The following is a 19,419-nucleotide window of genomic DNA, read 5'->3' as shown; positions in this document are numbered from 1 at the left end:
ATGGCGAGGATCACGCTCGACAGACTGGCGCATTCCTACAAGCCCGATCCGCAGGGGCCGCAGGACTATGCCCTGCGCGAGGTCGACCATGTCTGGCGCCAGGGCGGCGCCTATGCCCTGCTCGGCCCGTCCGGCTGCGGCAAGACCACGCTGCTCAACATCATTTCCGGCTTGGTCGTGCCAACGCGCGGGCGCATCCTGTTCGACGACAAGGACGTGACGAAAGCGCCGACCGAGGCGCGCAACATCGCCCAGGTCTTCCAGTTCCCGGTCGTCTACGACACGATGACAGTGCGCGAGAACCTCGCCTTCCCGCTGAAGAACCGCGGCGTCCCGAAGGCGCAGATCGAGGCTCGCGTCGCCGAGATCGCCGGCCTGCTCGACCTCACTTCGGCGCTCGACCGCAAGGCGAACCGGCTCGGGGCCGATGCCAAGCAGAAGATCTCGCTCGGGCGCGGGCTGGTCCGGCCCGACGTCGCCGCGATCCTGTTCGACGAGCCTTTGACCGTCATCGACCCGCATCTGAAATGGCAGTTGCGTTCGATGCTGAAGGAGCTGCACCGCAAGCTCGACCTCACCATGATCTACGTCACCCACGACCAGACCGAGGCGCTGACCTTCGCCGACACGGTGGTGGTGATGCATGATGGCGGGGTGGTGCAGACCGGCACGCCGGAGGAGCTGTTCCAGCACCCGGCCCACACCTTCGTCGGTCACTTCATCGGCTCGCCCGGGATGAACGTGCTGCCCTGCAAGGTCGAGGGCGCGCGGGCCAGTCTCGCCGGGCAGGAGATCGCATTGGCGAGGCACTATCCGGCGCTCGCCGGCAAGGTCGAGCTCGGCATCCGGCCGGAATACGCGACGCTTGCCCCGCGCGGCGCAGGGCTGCCGGTCAGGATCGCCCGCATCGATGATATCGGCCGCGCCCGCATCGCCCGCGTCGAGCTCGATGGCCTCAAGCTTGCCGCGAGCGTGCCGGAGGGCGCGAGCTTCGACGGCGATCAGGCCATGCTCGCGCTGCAGTCGGGCCAGATCCACATCTACAGCGACGGCCATCTGGTGAAGGGGCAAGCGCTGCCGGGAGGCCAGCCATGAAGCCGGTCAACCAGAAGGCCTGGCTGCTCGTCCTGCCGGTGCTGCTGATCGTCGCTTTCTCGGCGGTGATCCCGTTGATGACGGTGGTGAACTACTCCGTCCAAGATTCCTTCGGCAACAACCAGTTCTTCTGGAACGGCGTCGGCTGGTTCGCCGAACTGCTCGACCCGACGAGCGATCTCGGCTCGCGCTTCTACGACTCGCTCTGGCGCAACCTCGCCTTCTCGGCGATCATCCTCGCCATCGAGATCCCGCTCGGCATCCTGGTGGCGCTGTCGATGCCGCGCCAGGGCTGGACGGTCTCGGCGACGCTGGTGCTGATGGCGTTGCCGCTGCTGATCCCGTGGAACGTGGTCGGCACGATCTGGCAGATCTTCGCGCGCGGCGACATCGGCCTGTTCGGCGCGGCGGTGAACGGCCTCGGCATCGACTACAACTATGTCGCCAACCCGGTCGCCGCCTGGTTCACCATCGTCGTGATGGACGTCTGGCACTGGACCTCGCTGGTGGCGCTGCTCTGCTATGCCGGCCTGAAGTCGATCCCCGACGCGTATTACCAGGCGGCGCGCATCGACGGTGCCTCGCGCTGGGCCGTGTTCCGCACCATCCAGCTGCCGAAGATGAATCGCGTGCTTCTGATCGCCGTGCTGCTGCGCTTCATGGACTCGTTCATGATCTACACCGAGCCCTTCGTCGTCACCGGCGGCGGCCCCGGCAATTCGACGACCTTCCTCTCGATCGAGCTGGTCAAGCTCGCCCTCGGCCAGTTCGACCTCGGCAAGGCCGCGGCGCTCTCGATCGTCTACAACCTGATCATCCTTGCGGTCTGCTGGGTGTTCTACACGGTGATGACAACAGCCGATGCGCGGGCCGACTCCGAAGCAGGGAGGGGCTGATGCGCGGCGGCCGACTGATCCTTGCCCTTTATCTCATTGCGCTGATGTTGCCGATCTACTGGCTCGTCAACATGAGCTTCAAGACCAACACCGAAATCACCAACGCGCTGACGCTCTGGCCGCGGACCTTCACTCTCGACAACTACGCCAAAATCTTCACCGATCCGAGCTGGTACAACGGCTACATCAACTCGCTGCAATATGTGGCGCTGAACACAGCTCTCTCGCTCGCCTTCGCGCTGCCGGCCGCCTACGCCTTCTCGCGCTACCGCTTCCTCGGCGACAAGCACCTGTTCTTCTGGCTGCTGTCGAACCGGATGGCGCCGCCGGCGGTGTTCGCGCTGCCCTTCTTCAACCTCTATTCGGCGATCGGCCTGTTCGACACGCCGCTCGCGGTGGCGCTGGCCCACTGCCTGTTCAACGTGCCGCTGGCGGTCTGGATCCTCGAAGGCTTCATGTCCGGCGTGCCGCGCGAGATCGACGAGACCGCGGCGATCGACGGCTATTCCTTCCCGCGCTTCTTCGTGAAGATCTTCATGCCGCTGATCGCCTCGGGCATCGGCGTCGCCGCCTTCTTCTGCTTCATGTTCTCCTGGGTCGAATTGCTGCTGGCGCGCACGCTGACCAGCGTCAGCGCCAAGCCGATCGCCGCGACCATGACCCGCACCGTCTCAGCCGCCGGCATGGACTGGGGCGTGCTCGCGGCAGCCGGCGTGCTAACGCTGATCCCCGGCGCGCTCGTGATCTGGTTCGTCCGCAACTACATCGCCAAGGGCTTCGCCCTGGGGAGGGTGTGATGGAACTTAACTGGATGGCCTGGACCTGGCAGACCGGCGTCTTCTTCGCCGGCATCGCCAGCCTGCTCCTGATCCTGACTCTGCTCGCAGTCTTCCGGCCCGAGACCGAGCGCGTCGGCGTGCTGGGGATCGCCACCACGCGCGGCGACCGCCTCTTCATTTCGCTGCTCGGCAGCGCCTTCATTCACCTCGCCTGGCTCGGGATCGTCGGCCAGCCGCTGTGGTGGGCATCCGGCCTTGCGCTCCTCTATGCCGCGGCGGTGTTCCGCTTCGTCTGAGGAGGCAAGCCCAAGAACAAGAAACGACCGAACCCGGAGAACGGGCGGCACCCCAAGGGAAACGTCGGAGGACAACGATGACGACGCTCAAGACACACCTCTCCTGCCTCGCCGGCGCCAGCCTGTTTGCGCTGACGCTCGCCGCCGGACCGGCCCTCGCCGGCCCCGAGGAAGCCCGCAAATGGATCGACAGCGAATTCCAGCCCTCGACGCTCTCCAAGGATGAGCAGATGAAGGAGATGGAGTGGTTCATCAATGCCGCGAAGCCCTTCGCCGGCATGGAGATCAACATCGTCTCGGAGACGATCACCACGCATGAATACGAGGCCAAGACCCTGGCCAAGGCCTTCAGCGAGATCACCGGAATCAAGCTGACGCACGACCTGATCCAGGAAGGCGACGTGGTCGAGAAGATCCAGACGCAGATGCAGTCCGGCAAGAACATCTATGATGGCTGGATCAACGACTCCGACCTGATCGGCACGCATTTCCGCTACAAGCAGGCGACCAACCTGACCGACTGGATGGCCGGCCCGGGCAAGGACGTCACCAACCCGAACCTCGACATCGACGACTTCATCGGCAAGTCCTTCGGCACCGGGCCGGACGGCAAGCTCTATCAGCTGCCGGTGCAGCAGTTCGCGAACCTCTACTGGTTCCGCTACGACTGGTTCCAGCGCGCCGACCTCAAGGAGAAGTTCAAGGCCAAATACGGCTACGATCTCGGCGTACCCGTGAACTGGTCGGCCTATGAGGACATCGCCGAGTTCTTCACCAACGACGTCAAGGAGATCGACGGCACCAAGGTCTTCGGCCATATGGACTATGGCAAGAAGGACCCCTCGCTCGGCTGGCGCTTCACCGACGCCTGGCTCTCCATGGCCGGCAATGGCGACAAGGGCATCCCGAACGGCCTCCCCGTCGACGAATGGGGCATCCGCATGGAGGGCTGCCGTCCGGTCGGCTCCGCAGTCGAACGCGGCGGCGACACCAACGGCCCGGCAGCGGTCTACTCGATCACCAAATATGTCGACTGGCTGAAGAAATATGCCCCGCCGCAGGCGCAGGGCATGACATTCGGCGAGTCCGGACCAGTGCCGGCGCAGGGCACGATCGCCCAGCAGATCTTCTGGTACACCGCCTTCACCGCCGACATGGTCAAGCCCGGCCTGCCGGTGATGAGCTCGGACGGCAAGCCGAAATGGCGCATGGCGCCCTCGCCCAAGGGTGCCTACTGGAAGGACGGGATGAAGCTCGGCTACCAGGACGCGGGATCGGCGACCCTGCTGAACTCGACCCCGGTCGAGCGCCGCAAGGCGGCCTGGCTCTATCTGCAGTTCATCGTCTCGAAGACGGTCAGCCTGAAGAAGAGCCATGTCGGCCTGACCTTCATCCGCGAGAGCGACATCTGGGACAAGAGCTTCACCGAGCGCGCCCCCCAGCTCGGCGGACTGATCGAGTTCTACCGCTCGCCGGCGCGCGTGCAGTGGACGCCGACCGGCAACAACGTCCCGGACTATCCGCGCCTCGCCCAGCTCTGGTGGCAGAACATCGGCGACGCCTCCTCCGGCGCCAAGACGCCGCAGGCGGCGATGGATGCGCTGGCAGCGGCGCAGGACTCCGTGATGGAGCGCCTGGAACGCTCCGGCGTGCAAGGCGATTGCGGGCCGAAGCTCAACCCGCGCACCACGGCGGAAGAGTGGTTCGCCAAGGCCGAGAAGGCCGGCACGCTGGCGCCGCAGCGCAAGCTCGCCAACGAGAAGCCGAAGGGCGAGACGATCGACTACGACACGCTGATCAAGAGCTGGCCAGCGTCTCCCCCCAAGCGCGGCTGAGCCCCCTCCTCCCGGCTCGGACGTGCAAAAGGGGCGCGGCAGCAATGCCGCGCCCCCGATTGTTTGATGGGCGTTGCCAGACGGGTTATTGCTGCGTTGCGCTCTCGTCCATCCACATCACCTCCCAGACATGGCCGTCGAGATCCAGGAAGCCGTGGGCATACATGAAGCCGTAATCCTTCGGCTCGCTGAAGGTCGTCCCACCGGCAGATAGCGCCGCCTTGACGATCGCATCGACTGCCTCGCGACTGTCCCGGGAGAGCGCGATCAGGACCTCCAGCGACTGGCTGGTATCGGCGATCGGCTTCGGCGAGAAGCTCGCGAATTTCTCATGGGTCAGCAGCATCGCGAAGATCGTGTCGCTGATCACCATGCAGGCGGCGGTCTCGTCCGTGAATTGCGGATTGAAGGAAAAGCCGAGCGCCGTGAAGAACGCCTTCGACGCCTCGAGGTCCTTCACCGGCAGGTTGACGAAGATCATCTGGGGCATGCCTTGCTCCTTGCGTCGGGATCATCTGTCGGAAGGCCCGCCATTGAACCGAGGTGATGTGGCCCGGCTATGACACGGCCTGAAGCGCCTGCCTGAGCCTGGCCGGTTCGAAGTCGCCGAGACGGGCATCGACCTCGTCATGCGTGCGCTGCCAGATCGGCATGGCTCGCGCGAGCAGCGCAATTCCCTCCGGCGTAATTGCCAGGAGCCGGCTGCGGCGGTCCTTCTCGCCGGCGGTCACGACGACGAGGCCGCGGCGCTCCAGCGGCTTCAGCGCCGCGGTCAGCGTCGTCCGGTCCATGCCGAGCAGATTCGCGACCGGGCCGAGCGGCGGCGGCTCCGGCCGGTTCAGCGACATCAGGAGGGAGAATTGCTGATTGGTCAGATCGACCGGCCGCAGCGCCTCGTCGAACAATCGCGCCAGCGTCCGCGCCGCGCGCTGGATGTGCAGGCACAGGCAATGGTCGCGCACATGCAGCGTCGTGGCGAAGGGGACGAGGGATTCGATGGGTGTTTCCAGTGATTTTGACATCGTTCAGATATGTTGATATCAACTCATTGAGAATAGGCTGAAGGGTTGGGTGCTGCAAGGAGGCGATGATGGAGCATCAGGTGGTTTCCCGGTCCGACTGGCTGGATGCGCGCAAGACCCTGCTCGCCCGCGAGAAGGAGTTCACCCGGCTGCGCGACGAGATCAATGCCGAGCGGCTGGCCCTGCCCTGGGTCAGGGTCGACAAGACTTACGTCTTTGACACGCCTGCGGGCAAGAAGACATTGGCCGAGCTGTTCGACGGCCGCAGCCAGCTGGTTGTCTACCATTTCATGTTCGGGCCGGACTGGGAGGCGGGATGCCCCGGCTGCTCCTTCATGGCCGATCATCTCGGCGGTACGCTGGCGCATCTCAACAACCACGACGTCACGCTGGTGATGATCTCGCGGGCGCCGCTCGCCAAGATCGAAGCCTACAAGACGCGCATGGGCTGGAGCGTGCCCTGGGTCTCGTCCTTCGGCGGCGATTTCAACTTCGACCACCACGTCTCCTTCACCCAGGAAGAGCTGGCCGAGGGCGCGGTGCTCTACAACTTCACACAGACACCGTCGGAGCAGGCCCATGACGAATTGCCCGGCCTCAGCTCATTCATCCGCAACGAGGCGGGCGAGGTGTTCCACACCTATTCGGGCTATTCCCGCGGCGGTGAGGAGATGCTGGCGACGCTGATGATCCTCGACCGCGCGCCGAAGGGCCGCAACGAGACCTCGACGCTGAGCTTCGTGAAGCGCCACGACGAATACGAGGACAAGCCGAAGGCTCACAGCTGCTGCGCTGCCTGAGGCGGCGCAGGCAAGACCACGCGCATAGGGTCGGTGGGATGCCCGCTCCCGGCAGGGAACGGGCTTGGGGCGCGTGTTTTTCGATGGCCGTCGCGGCCGGGCTGCGAGCGGCCGCCAGCAGCAAGGGATTTCAACCGGCGCCGAGCCGCTCGCCGCGATAGACGCCGGAGCGGATCCGGCCCCACCAGTCGCGGTTCTCCAGATACCAGGCGACCGTCTTCCGCAAACCGCTCTCGAAGCTCTCCTGTGGCCGCCAGCCGAGCTCCCGCTCGATCTTGCTGGCATCGATCGCATAGCGCTGGTCATGGCCGGGACGGTCGGCGACGAAACGGATCAGGTTGTCGCGCGAGCCGAGCGCGGCATCGGGCGCAAGCTCGTCCATCAGCGCGCAGATCGCCTTGACCACCTCGAGATTGCTGCGTTCGGCCGAGCCGCCGACATTGTAGCTCTCGCCGACCCGCCCGCCTTCGGCGATCAGGGCGAGTGCGCGGGCATGGTCTTCGACATGCAGCCAGTCTCGGATCTGGGCGCCGGAGCCGTAGACCGGCAGGTCCTTGCCCTCGAGCGCGTTGAGGATCATCAGCGGGATCAGCTTCTCGGGGAAGTGATAGGGCCCGTAATTGTTCGAGCAGTTCGAGAGCACGACCGGCAGGCCGTAAGTGTGGTGCCAGGCTCGCACCAGATGATCGGAGGCTGCCTTCGAGGCCGAATAGGGCGAGTTCGGCTGGTATGGCGAGGTCTCGCTGAACAGCCCGTCCTCGCCGAGCGAGCCGAAGACCTCGTCGGTCGAGATCTGATGAAAGCGGAAGCTGGCCTGCTCGGCAGGCGGCAGGGCGCGCCAGTGCCGCAGCGCCTCCTGCAACAGCACGAAGGAGCCGACGATATTGGTCTCGATGAAGGCGGTCGGCCCATCGATCGAGCGGTCGACATGGCTCTCGGCCGCCAGGTGCATGACGATGTCGGGTCGGAACTCGGCAAAGGCCTGCCGCATCGCGGCGACGTCGCGGATATCGGCCTGGAGGAAGGTGAGCCGCGGATCGTTCGAGACAGGTTCGAGATTGTCGCGATTGCCCGCATAGGTCAGCTTGTCGACGACCAGCACCTGGTGCGGCGTCTGCCCGATCAGGTGGCGCACCACGGCCGAACCGATGAAGCCGGCCCCGCCGGTGACGAGATAGCGCTTCACGGCCGGGCCTCGTAGCGGAACGGGCTGGCAAAACCGGCAAAGCCGGGCAGGGCGGCGTCCTTGCCGGAGAGCTGCGCCTCGGCGGCTGCGACCGGCCAATCGATCGCGAGATCAGGGTCGTTCCAGGCGATGCCGCCCTCGGCCTCCGGCGCATAGGGTCCGTCGACCTTGTAGACGACCTCGGTATTGGGCTCGAGCGTGCAGAAGCCATGCGCGAAGCCACGCGGCACGAAGAGCTGCTCCGCGCCTTCGGCGGTGAGCGTCGTCGCGCACCATCTGCCATAGCTCGGCGAGCCCACGCGGATATCGACGGTAACGTCGAAGATCGCGCCCTTCAGCACCCGGATCAGCTTGGCCTGCGGCGCCGGCGGCCCCTGGAAATGCAGGCCACGCACCACGCCACGTGTCACCGAAAGCGACTGGTTGTCCTGGACGAAGACAGCATCGATGCCGGCGGCCGCGAATGCCTCGACGCTATAGGTTTCCAGGAAGTAGCCACGCGCATCGCCGAATTTCTTCGGCTTGATCAGCACGACGGCCGGGATGGCGAGGGGCTCGAAGGCGAACTTGCTCATGCCGCCCTTGAACCCTCGCTGGCGCGCGCCGTCAACGCCCGCGGGAGTGCGTTGCAATCAGATTGCTTCAATCCGAGCCGGATCCGGCTCTTGCGATCCGCCCGCCCGTCATCGGCTCCGAGACGCCGGTGGTGAGCGGGAAGGAGATCGGCAGGCCGGCCTTGCGGCGCATGGCCAGGAAGGCGAAGCACTCCGCCTCGATCGCATCGCCGCGCCAGCCGACCGTCTCGGCCGGAACCGCCTGCGTGCCCGTGCGCGCATTGAGCGCCGCCATGATCGCCGGGTTGCGCCGCCCGCCGCCGCAAACGATCAGCCTCCGTGGCCTGACCGGCAGCAAGTCGAGCCCACGCCCGACGGCACCGGCGGTGAAGGCGGTCAGCGTCGCCGCCCCGTTCTCAAAGGTGAGGCCGTCGGCCATGGCCGCGGTGAAGTCGTAGCGATCGAGCGATTTCGGGTAGGGCGCGAAGAGATAGCGGTGCTCGAGCAGCAGCGCGAGCCTGGCCTCGTCGACAGTGCCCGCAAGCGAGAAGGCGCCGTCGCGGTCCATCTCGCCCTTGCCGTGCCGCTTGATCCAGTCGTTGAGCGGCGCATTGCCAGGCCCGGTATCGAAAGCGAGGACACGTTCGGCATCGGCGAAGGCGCTGAGATTGCCGACACCGCCGAGATTGAGCACGGCCGTCTCCTGCCCGGCCCCGATGCTGCCCATCAGCGCAGCATGATAGCTTGCAACCAGCGGCGCGCCCTGGCCGCCGGCGTGGACATCGGCGGTGCGGAAATCGTAGACGACGTCGATACCGAGCTGCCGTGCCATGAGCGCCCCGTCGCCGAGCTGACGGGTGTCGCCCTTGCGCTCCCTGGTCGGGGCGCGGTGCAGCACGGTCTGACCATGGAAGCCGATCGCTGCGACTTCGCTCGAAGCGATGCCCTCAGAGGCAAGGAACTCGGCGACGGCTTCGCCTTGCGCCAGCGTCAGGGCACGCTCGGCTTCAGCGAAAATCGCCGGCTCCGGCCCTTCGAAGCGCCAGCCGAGCGCCGCCTGAACCGCTTCGGCCAGGAGATCGCGGACTTCCTGGCGATAGGGCGAGAGGCGCCACGGTCCGAACTCGGCGACAACACTGCCATCGGTGCGGATCGCGGCGATGTCGATATTGCCGTCGAGGACCGTTCCGGTCATCAGGCCGATCGCCCAGGCTTGCATGCGCCGCATCTCCTTCTCGTCCTGCAATCTCACGCAATTGCGGACGCGAAACCGCTGCGCGCTCTTGCTGGACTGGCTCTGGCGATGCCTGTCACAGGCCAGCTTCGCCCGCAATCCCGTCCCGATTCCGACCCAATCGCCGCTTACGCAAGGCAAGCCTCTTCTGGAGATCGGCCATGCTGACCCGTCGCTTCGTCCTAACCGCCTGCCTCGGCCTCGTTCCGACGGGATCGGTCCTGGCTCAGGCTCTGAGCGGCGGCATCGGCGCGCCGCCGCGAGCCGTTCCCCCGCCCGGGCCTGGACCGGGGCCGGGACCCGCTCCGGCGCCCGATCTTGCTCCGCCGCCACCGCGCGCGCCCCGGCCGCCGGCGCCCGCCTATGACGACGATGACGGCGACTACGGCATCAGCCGGCGCGACGCGGTGCGCATCGCCCGCCGCCGCGGCGTGGTCGATGTCGAGAACGTCAGCCGCCGCCGCGGGGTCTGGATCGTCTCGGGCATCGACGAAGAGGGCGACGGTATCCGCGTCGTCGTCAACGACGAGGGCTATGTCGTCGATGTCAGGCGCGACTGAGCTCAGCCGGCCTGCAGTGCGGCGTCGAAAGCGTCCTGCAGCATCTGCCGACACTGCCGCGCCTGCTCGCGGCTCGGCTCATGCAGGATATGCGGAGTGATGTCGGCGAGGTCACGCAAGGCGAAGTCGATCGCCGACATCAGGTCGAGCGCATCGCCATCGCCCATGACGGCTGGCGGCTTCAAGCGGAACTGCAAAACCTGACCCATCAGGACCTGACCCATTACGCGTCTCACGAGACTAGGAAGGCGAATCGTTCTCCCGAGTCTCGCCCGCAATCGGTCAGGAACCGGTTAACGCCCGATCTTTCGACCTTGGGCACTCACTTCTTCTCGACGTTCCAGAACAGCATCACCGGCGCCGCCAGCACGCCCGAGACCGTGCTGCGCCTGGCATAGGGCTGCTCGAACTGGCCGAGCACGCGATAGGGCTGCACCTCGGCCAGGCGCTTGTGCAATGCCTCGACCGCCGCCTTGCGGGCGGCATCGTCGGGCGCATCGACCACGGCGCCGCGCAGCTTCTCGGCTTCGGCATCGCAAGGCCAGCCGGCCCAGGCCTTCTCGCAGGCCATGTTGGTGCCGATATTGGTCATCGGCGACTGCATGGTCGCGCCCGAGGCATAGGTCACGAACAGGTTCCAGCCGCCCTGGTCCGGCGGGCTCTTGTTCTGCTGCCGGGTGGTGACGGTGCCCCAGTCGGAGAACTGGACATCGACGTTGACGCCGACCTTCTTGAGTTGGGCGGCGGCGACCTCGGCCATGCGGCCGATCGCGGCGATGTCGTTGCTGGTGGTGAGCACCAGCTTCTCACCCTTGTAGCCGGCTTCGGCGAGGAGCTGCTTCGCCTTCTCCAGATCCGGCTTGGCGTAAGCTTCCGTGCCGGCCTGCGTGCCGTTGGGCGCACCGCAGATGAAATAGGCGGTGCAGCGCTTCCACCATTCCTCGTCGCCGAAGCCGCCGGCCAGGAACTCGGCCTGGTCGGTGGCATAGGCGAGAGCGAGCCGCGCCTTTGGGTTGTTGAAGGGCGGATGCAAGCTGTTCGGCCGCAGCATCACCTGGTTGGCGAGGTTGGAATAGCGCTCGACCTTGACCTCCTTGGCCGCCGCGACCACCGGGATCAGGTCCTGGCTCGGCTGCTCCCAGATATCGATCTCGCCGGTCTGCAGGGCGGCGGCAGCCGTCGCCGCATCCGGCATGATCAGCCATTCGACCCGGTCGACCTTGACGATCCGCCCGCCGGCGAGCCCGTCGGCCGGCTCGGAGCGCGGCACATAGTCCGGATTCTTGTCGTAAACGATCTTGGCGCCGCTGCGCCATTCGGCGCGGTTGAACTTGAACGGGCCGGAGCCGATCGTCTCGGTCACCGGCTTCATCGGGTCGGTCGCGGCATCCGCCTCGCGCATGATCACCGGGATCTGGCCGACCGCCGAGCCGAGCGCGAACGGCACCAGCGCCATGGGCCTCTTCAGCTTGAGCACGAAGGTCCGCTCGTCCTTCGCCTCCATCCCTTCGGTGTACTCGCCGAGCTTGCCGCCGATCGTGTCGCGCTTCATCCAGCGAGCCAGCGAGGCGATGACGTCGCGCGTGGTCACCGGCTGGCCGTCATGGAATTTCAGGCCCGGCCGCAAGGTGAAGGTCCAGGAGAGCTTGTCGTCCGAGGTCGAGAAGCTCTCGACCATCTGCGGCTTCGGCTGGAGATTGGCGTCCCAGGCGAACAGGCTCTCGTAGATCATCAGCCCGTGCATGCGGGTGATGACGATCGAGGCGGCGACGGGATCGAGCGTCTTGAGGTCGGCATGCGGCGCGACGCGCAGCACGTTTTTCGGTGCCGGCTGTGCCTGCGCGCCAGCGGCGAGCAGCAGCGCGGTCGTGCCGAACAGAGCAGCGACAAGGCGGGATCGGGTCATGACTGGCCTCCCTCGATACGTTGGAAATGCAGGATGCGTGAACGATGGCTGGCGAGCCGCAGGCTGCCGTCCGGCTGCAGCCAGAGGCAAGGCCGATGCCGCCACGGGCCATGCTTCAGGTCGGCAAGCGCCCGCCCGCCGGGCAGCGGCGTCAGCGGGGTTGTGAGGCCGACCGTCCCGGCCCAGGGCCAGGATGCGGTGCCGTCGGCACTGATCGTGATCTCGACCCCGAGCCGTTCATCGCGCCAGCGCCCGACGAGGCGCTCGTCGAGCATCGTCTCGGGCGGCACCGGCAGCAGCCGGCGCGCGACACCGCCGATCCGGCCGCTGAACGCGCCGTCGGGATCGGCCTTCAGGGCAATGTCGAGATAGGCCGGCAGGCTGCGCAGGCCGTCGTCGCCATCCGAGACCAGCTTCTCATAGCCGCCCATGACGCTGATCGCGCCGGCAGCGAACTCGGCCCAGAACGGCCCGTCCTCGGCCGCGTATAGCCCGGTCGGAACACGCTCGGGATCGTCAGGCAGCGCTTCACCGAGCAGCGCCGCCAGCACGCGCAGCGCCGGCCAGAGCGCATCCTCCTCGCGATTGGTCAGCACGACGACGCCGACGCCCAGCTCCGGCGCCATCAGCATGTGGTTGCGATAGCCCGTCAGCGAGCCGCCATGACCGATGATGTGCGTCTTGCCGAGCCGGCTCGCGACCAAGCCGAGCCGGTAGCCGCTCTGGCTGCCATCGGCGAACTGGCGCGGCGCGGCGAGCCGGTCGAGCAGCCCGGCATACGGCTCGCGCCCGGCCATCAGCCCCGCCGCCCAGCGCGCCAGCCCGGCCGCGCTGCCGGCCATGCCGCCAGACGCCGAGAAGTTGAAGCCGTAAAAGCCGCGCCGCCAGCCCTGCCCGTCATGCCAGTAGCCGGTAGCGAGCCCGGGGACGACCTCGCTCTCGTCGGAGACGAAGCGGATCGGCAGCATGGCCGGCGCCATCAGCTCCTCGACGAGTTGCGCGGCGCCCTTGCTGGTCCGGCGCTCGAGGATCGCCTGCGCCAGGCGCCAGCCGGTGTTCGAGTAGGCCATCTCGCTGCCTGGCTCGCCGTTGAGCCCGGGCAGGCGGCAGGCAGCGGCGAAGATCTCGGAGGCGGACAGACTCGCGGTGAACGGCGTTCCCTGCTGCCAGAGCGCCTCCATCATGTCCGGCAGCGCGCCGGTCATGTCGAGCGCCCGGCCGAGCGGCACGGCGCCAAGTCCCTGGGGTAGCTCAGGGATGAAGCTGGCGAGCGGTTCCTCCAGCGATACCCCCTCACGCAACAGGAGGGCGCCGCAAATGTGCTTGCTGATCGAGGCCAACCGGTTCTGGGTGTCAGGCGTGAACGGGAGGCGGTGCTCGATCACCGCGAAGCCGCCGCTTGCGCTCTCGCGCACTCCCTCGCGATCGAACAGCACGATCGCCCCGCCCGGTCCGCCTTGCCGCGTCCATGGCTCGGCGATCGCTTGTGCCTCGCCGCGTCCCTTCGTCCAGTCGACCATGCGCTGTCCTGCTCCGCCGTTCCGTCCCGGTTGGAACTGTCGCGGATGAGAGGGCGATCAGGCAATCCTCTCAGCCATGCGCTGACGTTCAACCCCTATCGTCATGAAAGCGGCACATTCGCTGGACGATCCTGCCACGCGCGCGGCGGCGCGCTGGACCGGAGCCCGGCCCTGTCGGAGACTGCGGATTTGATGAAGCGATATTGAGGAGGCGGATTGGGATGAAACGTGCGTTTATTGTGGCCGGGGCGATTGGTCTTACCGGTATCGTGGCAGGTTGCTCGCAGCCGCAGCGCTTCGGCGCCCCGCCTCCCGGCCTGGCCCCCAGCCCCGCGCCCGGCACCACCGTAATGACCAAGCGCATCGTCAGCGACGGCGCTGGTGGCCTGCAACTGCCTGATGGAACGCGCGTCCAGACCGACCAGAGCGGCGGCTTTTCCCTGCCCAACGGCGCTTATGTCCGCCGCGATCGCTCCGGCGCGCTCAACCTGCCCAACGGCTCGCGCTGCGTGCCCGACAATCAGGGCGGCTACGTCTGCCCGTAGGCCGAGACCGGCTCAGGCCGTCTCTGCGACGCGGTTGAAGAAATCGGGTGTGCCCATCTGGCCGCCCTTCAGCACGATATCGAGGCCATCGAGCCGGGGATCATCGCTATGGGCGCGGCAGAGCGGCGCGCCCGGCGTGCAGGGCGAGCGATAGGACAGGCCCCAGAGGTCGAGCGCGCGGATCGCCAGCGTCGAGGTGTCGCCGCCGGCGACGACCAGCCGTTTGATCCGCGCGTCGCTCATGATCGCTCGCAGCAGCGCTCCGGTCGCGGCCGCGACCTTCCCGGTCTCGGCCGGTACGCCGGCCGGCTTGTCGGTGATCAGCATGACGTTGCTCTGTTCCAAGCTGGCCAGGGCTTCGATGCGGAGCGCTTCCAGATAAGCGGGTTCGCGAGTGAGTCGCGCCGGATCGATCGCGATCCGCTCATAGCCTTGGGCGAGCTCGACCTGGGCGCGGGTCACAGGCGACAAGCTGCCGACTAGAGCGAGCAGATTGCCACCGGAAGCGGAGCGAGCGAGCTTTGGCATCTCGGCCTTGGGGGTCTGCGGGAAGCCGGCAATCGCCTGTGCCACCGAGCTGGCGCCGATTGCAAGCATCGGCCCCGCACTCATGCGCTCGCGCAGCAGGGCGCCGATCGCGGCGAGGTCGGACGGGCGCGAGACGTCGAAAAGGACGGCTTCGGGCGCTCCAGCGAGCGCAGCGTCCAAGGTCCGTCGCCCGCCCTCGCCTTCATGGCTGCGGTAATCGACGAGCGCGACCCGCTCGAGCCCCTGCGCCTGGAGATGCCGCCGCAGATCCGCCTCGCCCATCGGCGTCACCGGATGGACGCTCATCGTCGGGTGGCGGTCGATTCGGTGAACGACGCCGCCCGCTCCCGCCGCAGCGAAGAGAGTGCCGAACAGGCAGTAGCGCGCGAGATTGGGCTGGCCGCCGATCACCGGCAGACATGGATTGGGGAAATGCGCTCGCAGGGCGCGTGCCGCCGCGCCAAGGCTGCCGACATCCGGAGCGCTGTCGAAGGTCGAGCAGCATTTGTAGTGCAGCAGGCCGATACCGAGCGTGGCGAAGAAGCGCCCCGCTTCTTCCAGCTCCCGCGCCATAGCCTCGGGCGCCATCGCTCGTGTCGCCCCCGCAATGCCGACGGCGTCGAGCGATCCGGCGCGCGCAAGCTGCTGGGCCGTCGGGATTTGCAGGAACAGCAGAGCGCGCTGTCCGGCCTCCGCCAGCGTCGCGAGCGTGTCGGTCGCACCGGTGAAGTCGTCGCCATACCAGCCGTAGCGGGGGGCCTCGTTCGCCATGCTCAGCCGCCGCTTTTGCCAAAGAAGGCGAGCGCCTGCGCGAGCTCGTCATGGCTCTTCGCCGCTTCGCCCAGCGGCACGCCGGCGGCGACCGCAGCCCAAGCCTGGCGGATGCTGGCGACGCCCGCCGCCGGCCCGCCGGGATGGGCGAGGATGCCACCGCCCGCCATGAACAGCAGGTCGTCATGGCCGATCGCGTCCCAGGTCGGCTGCGCCGTGCCGGCCCATTGCCCGGAGGAGAAGGCGGGTAGCACGCGGTCGTCGATGCCGTCGGTCAGCGGCGTCACGCAATCCCTGGCGGAGGTCACGACCTCCTCGTCCTCCTGCGCAAACTTCCCCTGCAAGCCGTGGACATGCATGTGGTCGACGCCGGCGAGCCGCCAAAGCGTCTGGTAGGCCTGGAAGCCGATGCCGAGCAATGGATGGCGCGAGAGCGCGCCAAAACCGTTACGGTGGCCGTGCAGGGCAAGGCTGGTCGAGCGACGCAGCGTCTCGACCGCCGAAAAGCCGCACCAGTTCAGGCTGACCATCACGCAGGTGCCGCCCTCGCGCTCGACCAGCTCGGCATGGCGGCGCATCTGGTCGGTTTCGGCGGTGATGTTGAAGGCGACCATCACCGCCTTGCCGGTGCGGTCCTGATGGCGGCGCACCGCGGCCATCACCGCAGGCACGCGCTGGGCCAGCGGCGCATGCACGGGATCAGCCGAGATCTCATCGTCCTTGATGAAGTCGAGCCCGGCGGCGCAGAGCCGCCCGACGAGCTCGGCGGTCTCGAAGGGACGCAGGCCGACATTGGGCTTGATGATCGAGCCGATCATCGGGCCATCCATGACGCCGGTCGCCCGGCGGGTGCCGGCGATGCCACGCGTCGGCAGCGGGAAGAGGCGGCGATAGGCAGCCGGCAGGGCCATGCTTTCGAGCCTGAGCCCGGTGACCTCGCCGAGATCGAACAGGTTGCCCGCGACGATCGAGGCCAGCGTCGGCAGATTGGCGCCGACATTGTCGACCGGGAAGGAGAGCGTGATCCGGGCGCGACGCCACGGCCCCTCGACGCATTTCCGCGCCAGCCAGGCATTGGGCAGGCTCGGTTCGGCAGCGCTATCGAGATCCTCGACCGAGATGACGACGGCGCGGGCGCGGTCGCGCAGTTCGTCGGTCTCGCCGGCAACGCGGGTGAAGGTGCCGCTCGACTGCTCGCCGGCCATGATTTCCGCGACCTGGCGCGGATCGAGCGGCGTCTCGATCAGATAGGTGGCCGTGAAACGGTCGGCAGCGGACATGTCGCGATACTCACCATGGCGGTCGTCCCGGACAAGCCGCCTTCGGCGGCGCCGATCCGGGACCCATGCCTGAGCATCTATCGGTGGGGCTCAGGCATGGGTCCCGGATCTCTCTGCGGTCGTCCGGGACGACCGCAGAGCCTAGGCGAAAGCGTCAAAGCTTGCTGAGGTCGGGGAAGGGGCGCACCGGGTCCTCGCCGTCCCAAGTTTCCGCCGCCTCGCGGATCAATCGGAACATCTCGCCCTTGGGGCCGGCGACCTCCGAGAGCTCGATCACCGTGCCGGGATGGTAGTGCGTGTCGAAATAGATGAAGCGGCCGCGCTCGCCGACTTCGCCGGACATCACCGGCTTGAAGCCTTCCGCCAGCAGCCGCTCCAGGTCGGCATCGTAGTCCGAGGTCCAGTAGGCGACATGCTGCAGGCCGCTATGGCCGGCATCGGTGAAGTCCTTGTACATGGACGGTACCGCGTTGCGGCACTGGATCAGCTCGATCTGGAGCGGGCCGGAATTGGCGAGCGCCACAGAGTTATGCGGCTCGTAGGCTTCGCCCTTGTAGCGGTAGTTCCTGATCGGGACCTTCGGGTTGTAGAAGAACGGCCCGACGCCGAGCACCCGGCTCCAATAGTCCATTGCCGCCTCGATATCGGGGACGACATAGCCGGCCTGACGGATCTGGCCAAAATGACGGCTCATGGCGGGTGCTTTCCTGCGACGATGACTAGAGGAAGCCGATGGAGAACCACGGCACGGCGGCGACGATGACGAGGCCGACCAAAAGGGCTGCGACATAGGCCCAGATGTATTTCAGCCCCTCGTCGGGATTGATCTTCGAGATCGCGCAGGCGCCGTAATAGCCGACGCCAAAGGGCGGGGCGAACAGCCCGATGCCCATCGCGAAGATCACGACCATCGAATAGTGGACTTCGTGCACGCCGATCTGCTTGGCGATCGGGAAGAGCAGCGGGCCGAACAGCACGATCGCCGGGATGCCCTCGAGCACGCTGCCGAGGATGACGAAGGCGACGATCGAGATGGCGAGGAAGCCCCAGGTGCCGCCCGGCACGGCCGCCATCACCTTGGCGAGGTCCTGCGAGAAGCCCGACTGCGTCAGGCCCCAGGCCATCGCTGTGGCGCAGCCGATGATGAAGATGATCGCGCCGGTGAGCGAGGCCGTGTCGACCAGCATGCGCTTGAGCCGGCGCCAGTCGAACTGGCGGTAGATCAGGATGCCGGCCAGCACGGCATAGGCGATGCCGATGGTCGAGACCTCGGTCGCGGTGGCGACGCCCTCGACGACGGCGGCGCGGATGACGAAAGGTAGCGCGATCGCGGGCGCGGCGATCAGGCAGAGCCTGCCGATCTCGCGCTTCGAATATTTGGTGACCTGGCTGAGATCCTCACCCCGGTTGCGCCACCAGACGACGAAGCAGAGCGCGATGCCGAGCACAACCGCCGGCAGCATGCCGCCGGTGAACAGGGCCGCGATCGAGACGCCGGTGACCGAGCCGATCGTGATCAGCACGATCGAGGGCGGGATCGTCTCGGTCTGCGCGCCCGTCGCCGAGAGCAATGCGACGAGGTCGCCGGGCTTGGCGCCGCGCTTCTGCATCTCCGGAAACAGCACCGGCGCGATCGCGGCCATGTCGGCGATCTTCGAGCCGGAGATGCCTGAGACCAAGTACATCGCGCCGACCAGCACATAGGACAGGCCGCCGCGGACATGGCCGAGCAGCGACGCCAGGAACTGGATCATGGCGCGCGCCATGCCGGTCATCTCGATCAGCGCGCCCAGGAAGATGAACAGCGGCACGGCGAGCAGGATGAGGTGGCTCATGCCCTCGTCGAGCCGGCCGACCATCACGACCATGGGCGTCGAGGTCGTCAGCGCGAGATAGCCGAAGGTGGCGAGCGCGAATGAGAAGGCGATCGGCACCCCGGCGAAGACGTTCGCCGCGACGACGCCGACGAAGAAGATCACCAGGTTGAGTTTTCCGAGCGGCTTCAGGACCGGCCCCGCGAGATAGAACAGGCCGATCAGCGCCACGGTGATCCCGAGAGCCAGCGCGACCGTCTTCCAGGAGCCGAAGCGCAGCAGCCGGCAGAAGGCGGCGAACAGCATCAGGACGATGCCGATCGGCAGCGCCGCGGCGCGCCAGGAGTTGGCGATCTCCAGCGCCGGCGTGACGATGAAGCGCTCGTCCTCGGCATATTCCAGCGCATCCGGCAGGATCATCACCAGGAAGGCGATCGCGGCGGTGATGGCGAGCGCCTCGAGCAGGAGGCGCGCCTGCGGGCCGACGCGGGTGACGAGCCCGGTCATGCGCATATGTTCGCCGCGGCGCAGCGCCACCACCGCGCCGAGCATGGAAAGCCAGAGGAACAGGATCGAGGCGAGCTCGTCCGACCAGACCAAGGGCGCGTGGAAGGCGTAGCGGGCGGTGACGCCCGCTCCCAAGATGACGATCTCGGCAAGGACGAGCACGGCCGCGACAAGCTCGACCACCGTGCCGACGGCGCGGTCGAGCCTGTCGGCGAGGCGACCGAGGCCGGTCGCCGGCATGACCGGCGGCGGCAAAGTGGCGGCGTGAGCGTCCATGGCGTTTCCCCGAGA

At 67.1% G+C, this 19,419-nt stretch carries 20 protein-coding genes; 8 read left to right on the top strand and 12 right to left on the bottom strand.

Going from position 1 to position 19,419, the window contains the following annotated elements; translation table 11 throughout:
- The 5 genes from V7S63_RS18825 (at position 1) to V7S63_RS18805 (ending at position 4,901) form a co-directional block, all read left to right on the top strand.
- Positions 1-1,095, top strand: a complete 1,095-nt coding sequence (locus V7S63_RS18825) for an ABC transporter ATP-binding protein (protein WP_336531311.1) — start codon at positions 1-3, stop codon at positions 1,093-1,095.
- Complete coding sequence (locus V7S63_RS18820; protein WP_336531310.1) at positions 1,092-1,991, top strand: carbohydrate ABC transporter permease; 900 nt, start codon at positions 1,092-1,094, stop codon at positions 1,989-1,991. The genes V7S63_RS18825 and V7S63_RS18820 overlap by 4 nt, the downstream gene beginning before the upstream one ends.
- Complete coding sequence (locus V7S63_RS18815; protein WP_091834791.1) at positions 1,991-2,788, top strand: carbohydrate ABC transporter permease; 798 nt, start codon at positions 1,991-1,993, stop codon at positions 2,786-2,788. The genes V7S63_RS18820 and V7S63_RS18815 overlap by 1 nt, the downstream gene beginning before the upstream one ends.
- Positions 2,788-3,066: a DUF2160 domain-containing protein gene (locus V7S63_RS18810; protein WP_092157416.1), complete on the top strand. Its 279-nt coding sequence runs from the start codon at positions 2,788-2,790 to the stop codon at positions 3,064-3,066. Before V7S63_RS18815 ends, V7S63_RS18810 begins: the two co-directional genes overlap by 1 nt.
- Before the next feature lie 77 nt (positions 3,067-3,143).
- Positions 3,144-4,901, top strand: a complete 1,758-nt coding sequence (locus tag V7S63_RS18805) for an ABC transporter substrate-binding protein (protein WP_336531309.1) — start codon at positions 3,144-3,146, stop codon at positions 4,899-4,901.
- A gap of 85 nt (positions 4,902-4,986) precedes the next feature.
- On the opposite strand, the gene V7S63_RS18800 is transcribed toward V7S63_RS18805, so the two are convergent.
- Together V7S63_RS18800 and V7S63_RS18795 are read right to left on the bottom strand one after the other, a co-directional pair.
- The gene (locus V7S63_RS18800; RefSeq protein ID WP_336531308.1) at positions 4,987-5,391 is read right to left on the bottom strand and encodes a VOC family protein; all 405 of its coding nucleotides are present in this window, start codon (positions 5,389-5,391) and stop codon (positions 4,987-4,989) included.
- 67 nt (positions 5,392-5,458) lie between these two features.
- On the bottom strand, positions 5,459-5,923 hold the full coding sequence (locus V7S63_RS18795; RefSeq protein ID WP_336531307.1) for a MarR family winged helix-turn-helix transcriptional regulator: 465 nt from the start codon (positions 5,921-5,923) through the stop codon (positions 5,459-5,461).
- Positions 5,924-5,991: 68 nt separating this feature from the next.
- Between V7S63_RS18795 and V7S63_RS18790 the strand changes: the two genes are divergently transcribed.
- Positions 5,992-6,723: a DUF899 domain-containing protein gene (locus V7S63_RS18790; protein WP_336531306.1), complete on the top strand. Its 732-nt coding sequence runs from the start codon at positions 5,992-5,994 to the stop codon at positions 6,721-6,723.
- Positions 6,724-6,853: 130 nt separating this feature from the next.
- On the opposite strand, the gene rfbB is transcribed toward V7S63_RS18790, so the two are convergent.
- The 3 genes from rfbB to V7S63_RS18775 form a co-directional block, all read right to left on the bottom strand.
- Complete coding sequence (gene rfbB, locus V7S63_RS18785; protein ID WP_336531305.1) at positions 6,854-7,909, bottom strand: dTDP-glucose 4,6-dehydratase; 1,056 nt, start codon at positions 7,907-7,909, stop codon at positions 6,854-6,856.
- Positions 7,906-8,484: a dTDP-4-dehydrorhamnose 3,5-epimerase gene (gene rfbC, locus V7S63_RS18780; protein ID WP_336531304.1), complete on the bottom strand. Its 579-nt coding sequence runs from the start codon at positions 8,482-8,484 to the stop codon at positions 7,906-7,908. The genes rfbB and rfbC overlap by 4 nt, the downstream gene beginning before the upstream one ends.
- Before the next feature lie 67 nt (positions 8,485-8,551).
- The gene (locus V7S63_RS18775) at positions 8,552-9,682 is read right to left on the bottom strand and encodes an anhydro-N-acetylmuramic acid kinase (protein WP_336531303.1); all 1,131 of its coding nucleotides are present in this window, start codon (positions 9,680-9,682) and stop codon (positions 8,552-8,554) included.
- A gap of 176 nt (positions 9,683-9,858) precedes the next feature.
- Between V7S63_RS18775 and V7S63_RS18770 the strand changes: the two genes are divergently transcribed.
- Entirely contained in the window at positions 9,859-10,257 is a 399-nt protein-coding gene (locus tag V7S63_RS18770; RefSeq protein WP_336531302.1) for a hypothetical protein, read from the top strand.
- A gap of 2 nt (positions 10,258-10,259) precedes the next feature.
- On the opposite strand, the gene V7S63_RS18765 is transcribed toward V7S63_RS18770, so the two are convergent.
- The 3 genes from V7S63_RS18765 to V7S63_RS18755 all read right to left on the bottom strand — a co-directional run bounded on the left by V7S63_RS18765 (position 10,260) and on the right by V7S63_RS18755 (position 13,683).
- Positions 10,260-10,442 (bottom strand): hypothetical protein, encoded by a 183-nt coding sequence (locus V7S63_RS18765; RefSeq protein ID WP_143079705.1) that lies wholly within the window; start codon positions 10,440-10,442, stop codon positions 10,260-10,262.
- A 137-nt stretch (positions 10,443-10,579) separates the two neighbouring features.
- On the bottom strand, positions 10,580-12,163 hold the full coding sequence (locus tag V7S63_RS18760) for an ABC transporter substrate-binding protein (protein WP_336531301.1): 1,584 nt from the start codon (positions 12,161-12,163) through the stop codon (positions 10,580-10,582).
- Positions 12,160-13,683 carry a serine hydrolase domain-containing protein gene (locus V7S63_RS18755; RefSeq protein WP_336531300.1) on the bottom strand — a complete coding sequence of 508 codons (1,524 nt, stop codon included), beginning with the start codon at positions 13,681-13,683 and terminating at the stop codon, positions 12,160-12,162. Before V7S63_RS18755 ends, V7S63_RS18760 begins: the two co-directional genes overlap by 4 nt.
- Positions 13,684-13,904: 221 nt before the next feature.
- Between V7S63_RS18755 and V7S63_RS18750 the strand changes: the two genes are divergently transcribed.
- A complete protein-coding gene (locus V7S63_RS18750; RefSeq protein WP_143079706.1) occupies positions 13,905-14,228 on the top strand; it encodes a hypothetical protein in 324 nt (107 codons plus the stop codon).
- Between the two features lie 12 nt (positions 14,229-14,240).
- Here V7S63_RS18750 and V7S63_RS18745 read toward each other — a convergent pair whose 3' ends face one another.
- From V7S63_RS18745 to V7S63_RS18730, 4 genes are all read right to left on the bottom strand, one after another.
- A complete protein-coding gene (locus V7S63_RS18745) occupies positions 14,241-15,527 on the bottom strand; it encodes a four-carbon acid sugar kinase family protein (RefSeq protein WP_336531299.1) in 1,287 nt (428 codons plus the stop codon).
- Between the two features lie 2 nt (positions 15,528-15,529).
- Positions 15,530-16,807 carry a ribulose-bisphosphate carboxylase large subunit family protein gene (locus tag V7S63_RS18740; protein ID WP_336531298.1) on the bottom strand — a complete coding sequence of 426 codons (1,278 nt, stop codon included), beginning with the start codon at positions 16,805-16,807 and terminating at the stop codon, positions 15,530-15,532.
- Positions 16,808-16,961: 154 nt separating this feature from the next.
- Entirely contained in the window at positions 16,962-17,501 is a 540-nt protein-coding gene (locus V7S63_RS18735) for a VOC family protein (RefSeq protein ID WP_092157499.1), read from the bottom strand.
- Positions 17,502-17,526: 25 nt separating this feature from the next.
- Positions 17,527-19,404 carry a TRAP transporter large permease gene (locus V7S63_RS18730; protein WP_442896482.1) on the bottom strand — a complete coding sequence of 626 codons (1,878 nt, stop codon included), beginning with the start codon at positions 19,402-19,404 and terminating at the stop codon, positions 17,527-17,529.
- Positions 19,405-19,419: the final 15 nt, after the last annotated feature.

Source organism: Allobosea sp. CCNWLY174 (assembly GCF_037120455.1).
Taxonomy (GTDB): Bacteria; Pseudomonadota; Alphaproteobacteria; order Rhizobiales; family Beijerinckiaceae; genus Allobosea; species Allobosea lupini.
This window is presented reverse-complemented; position numbering and strand designations above follow the sequence as displayed.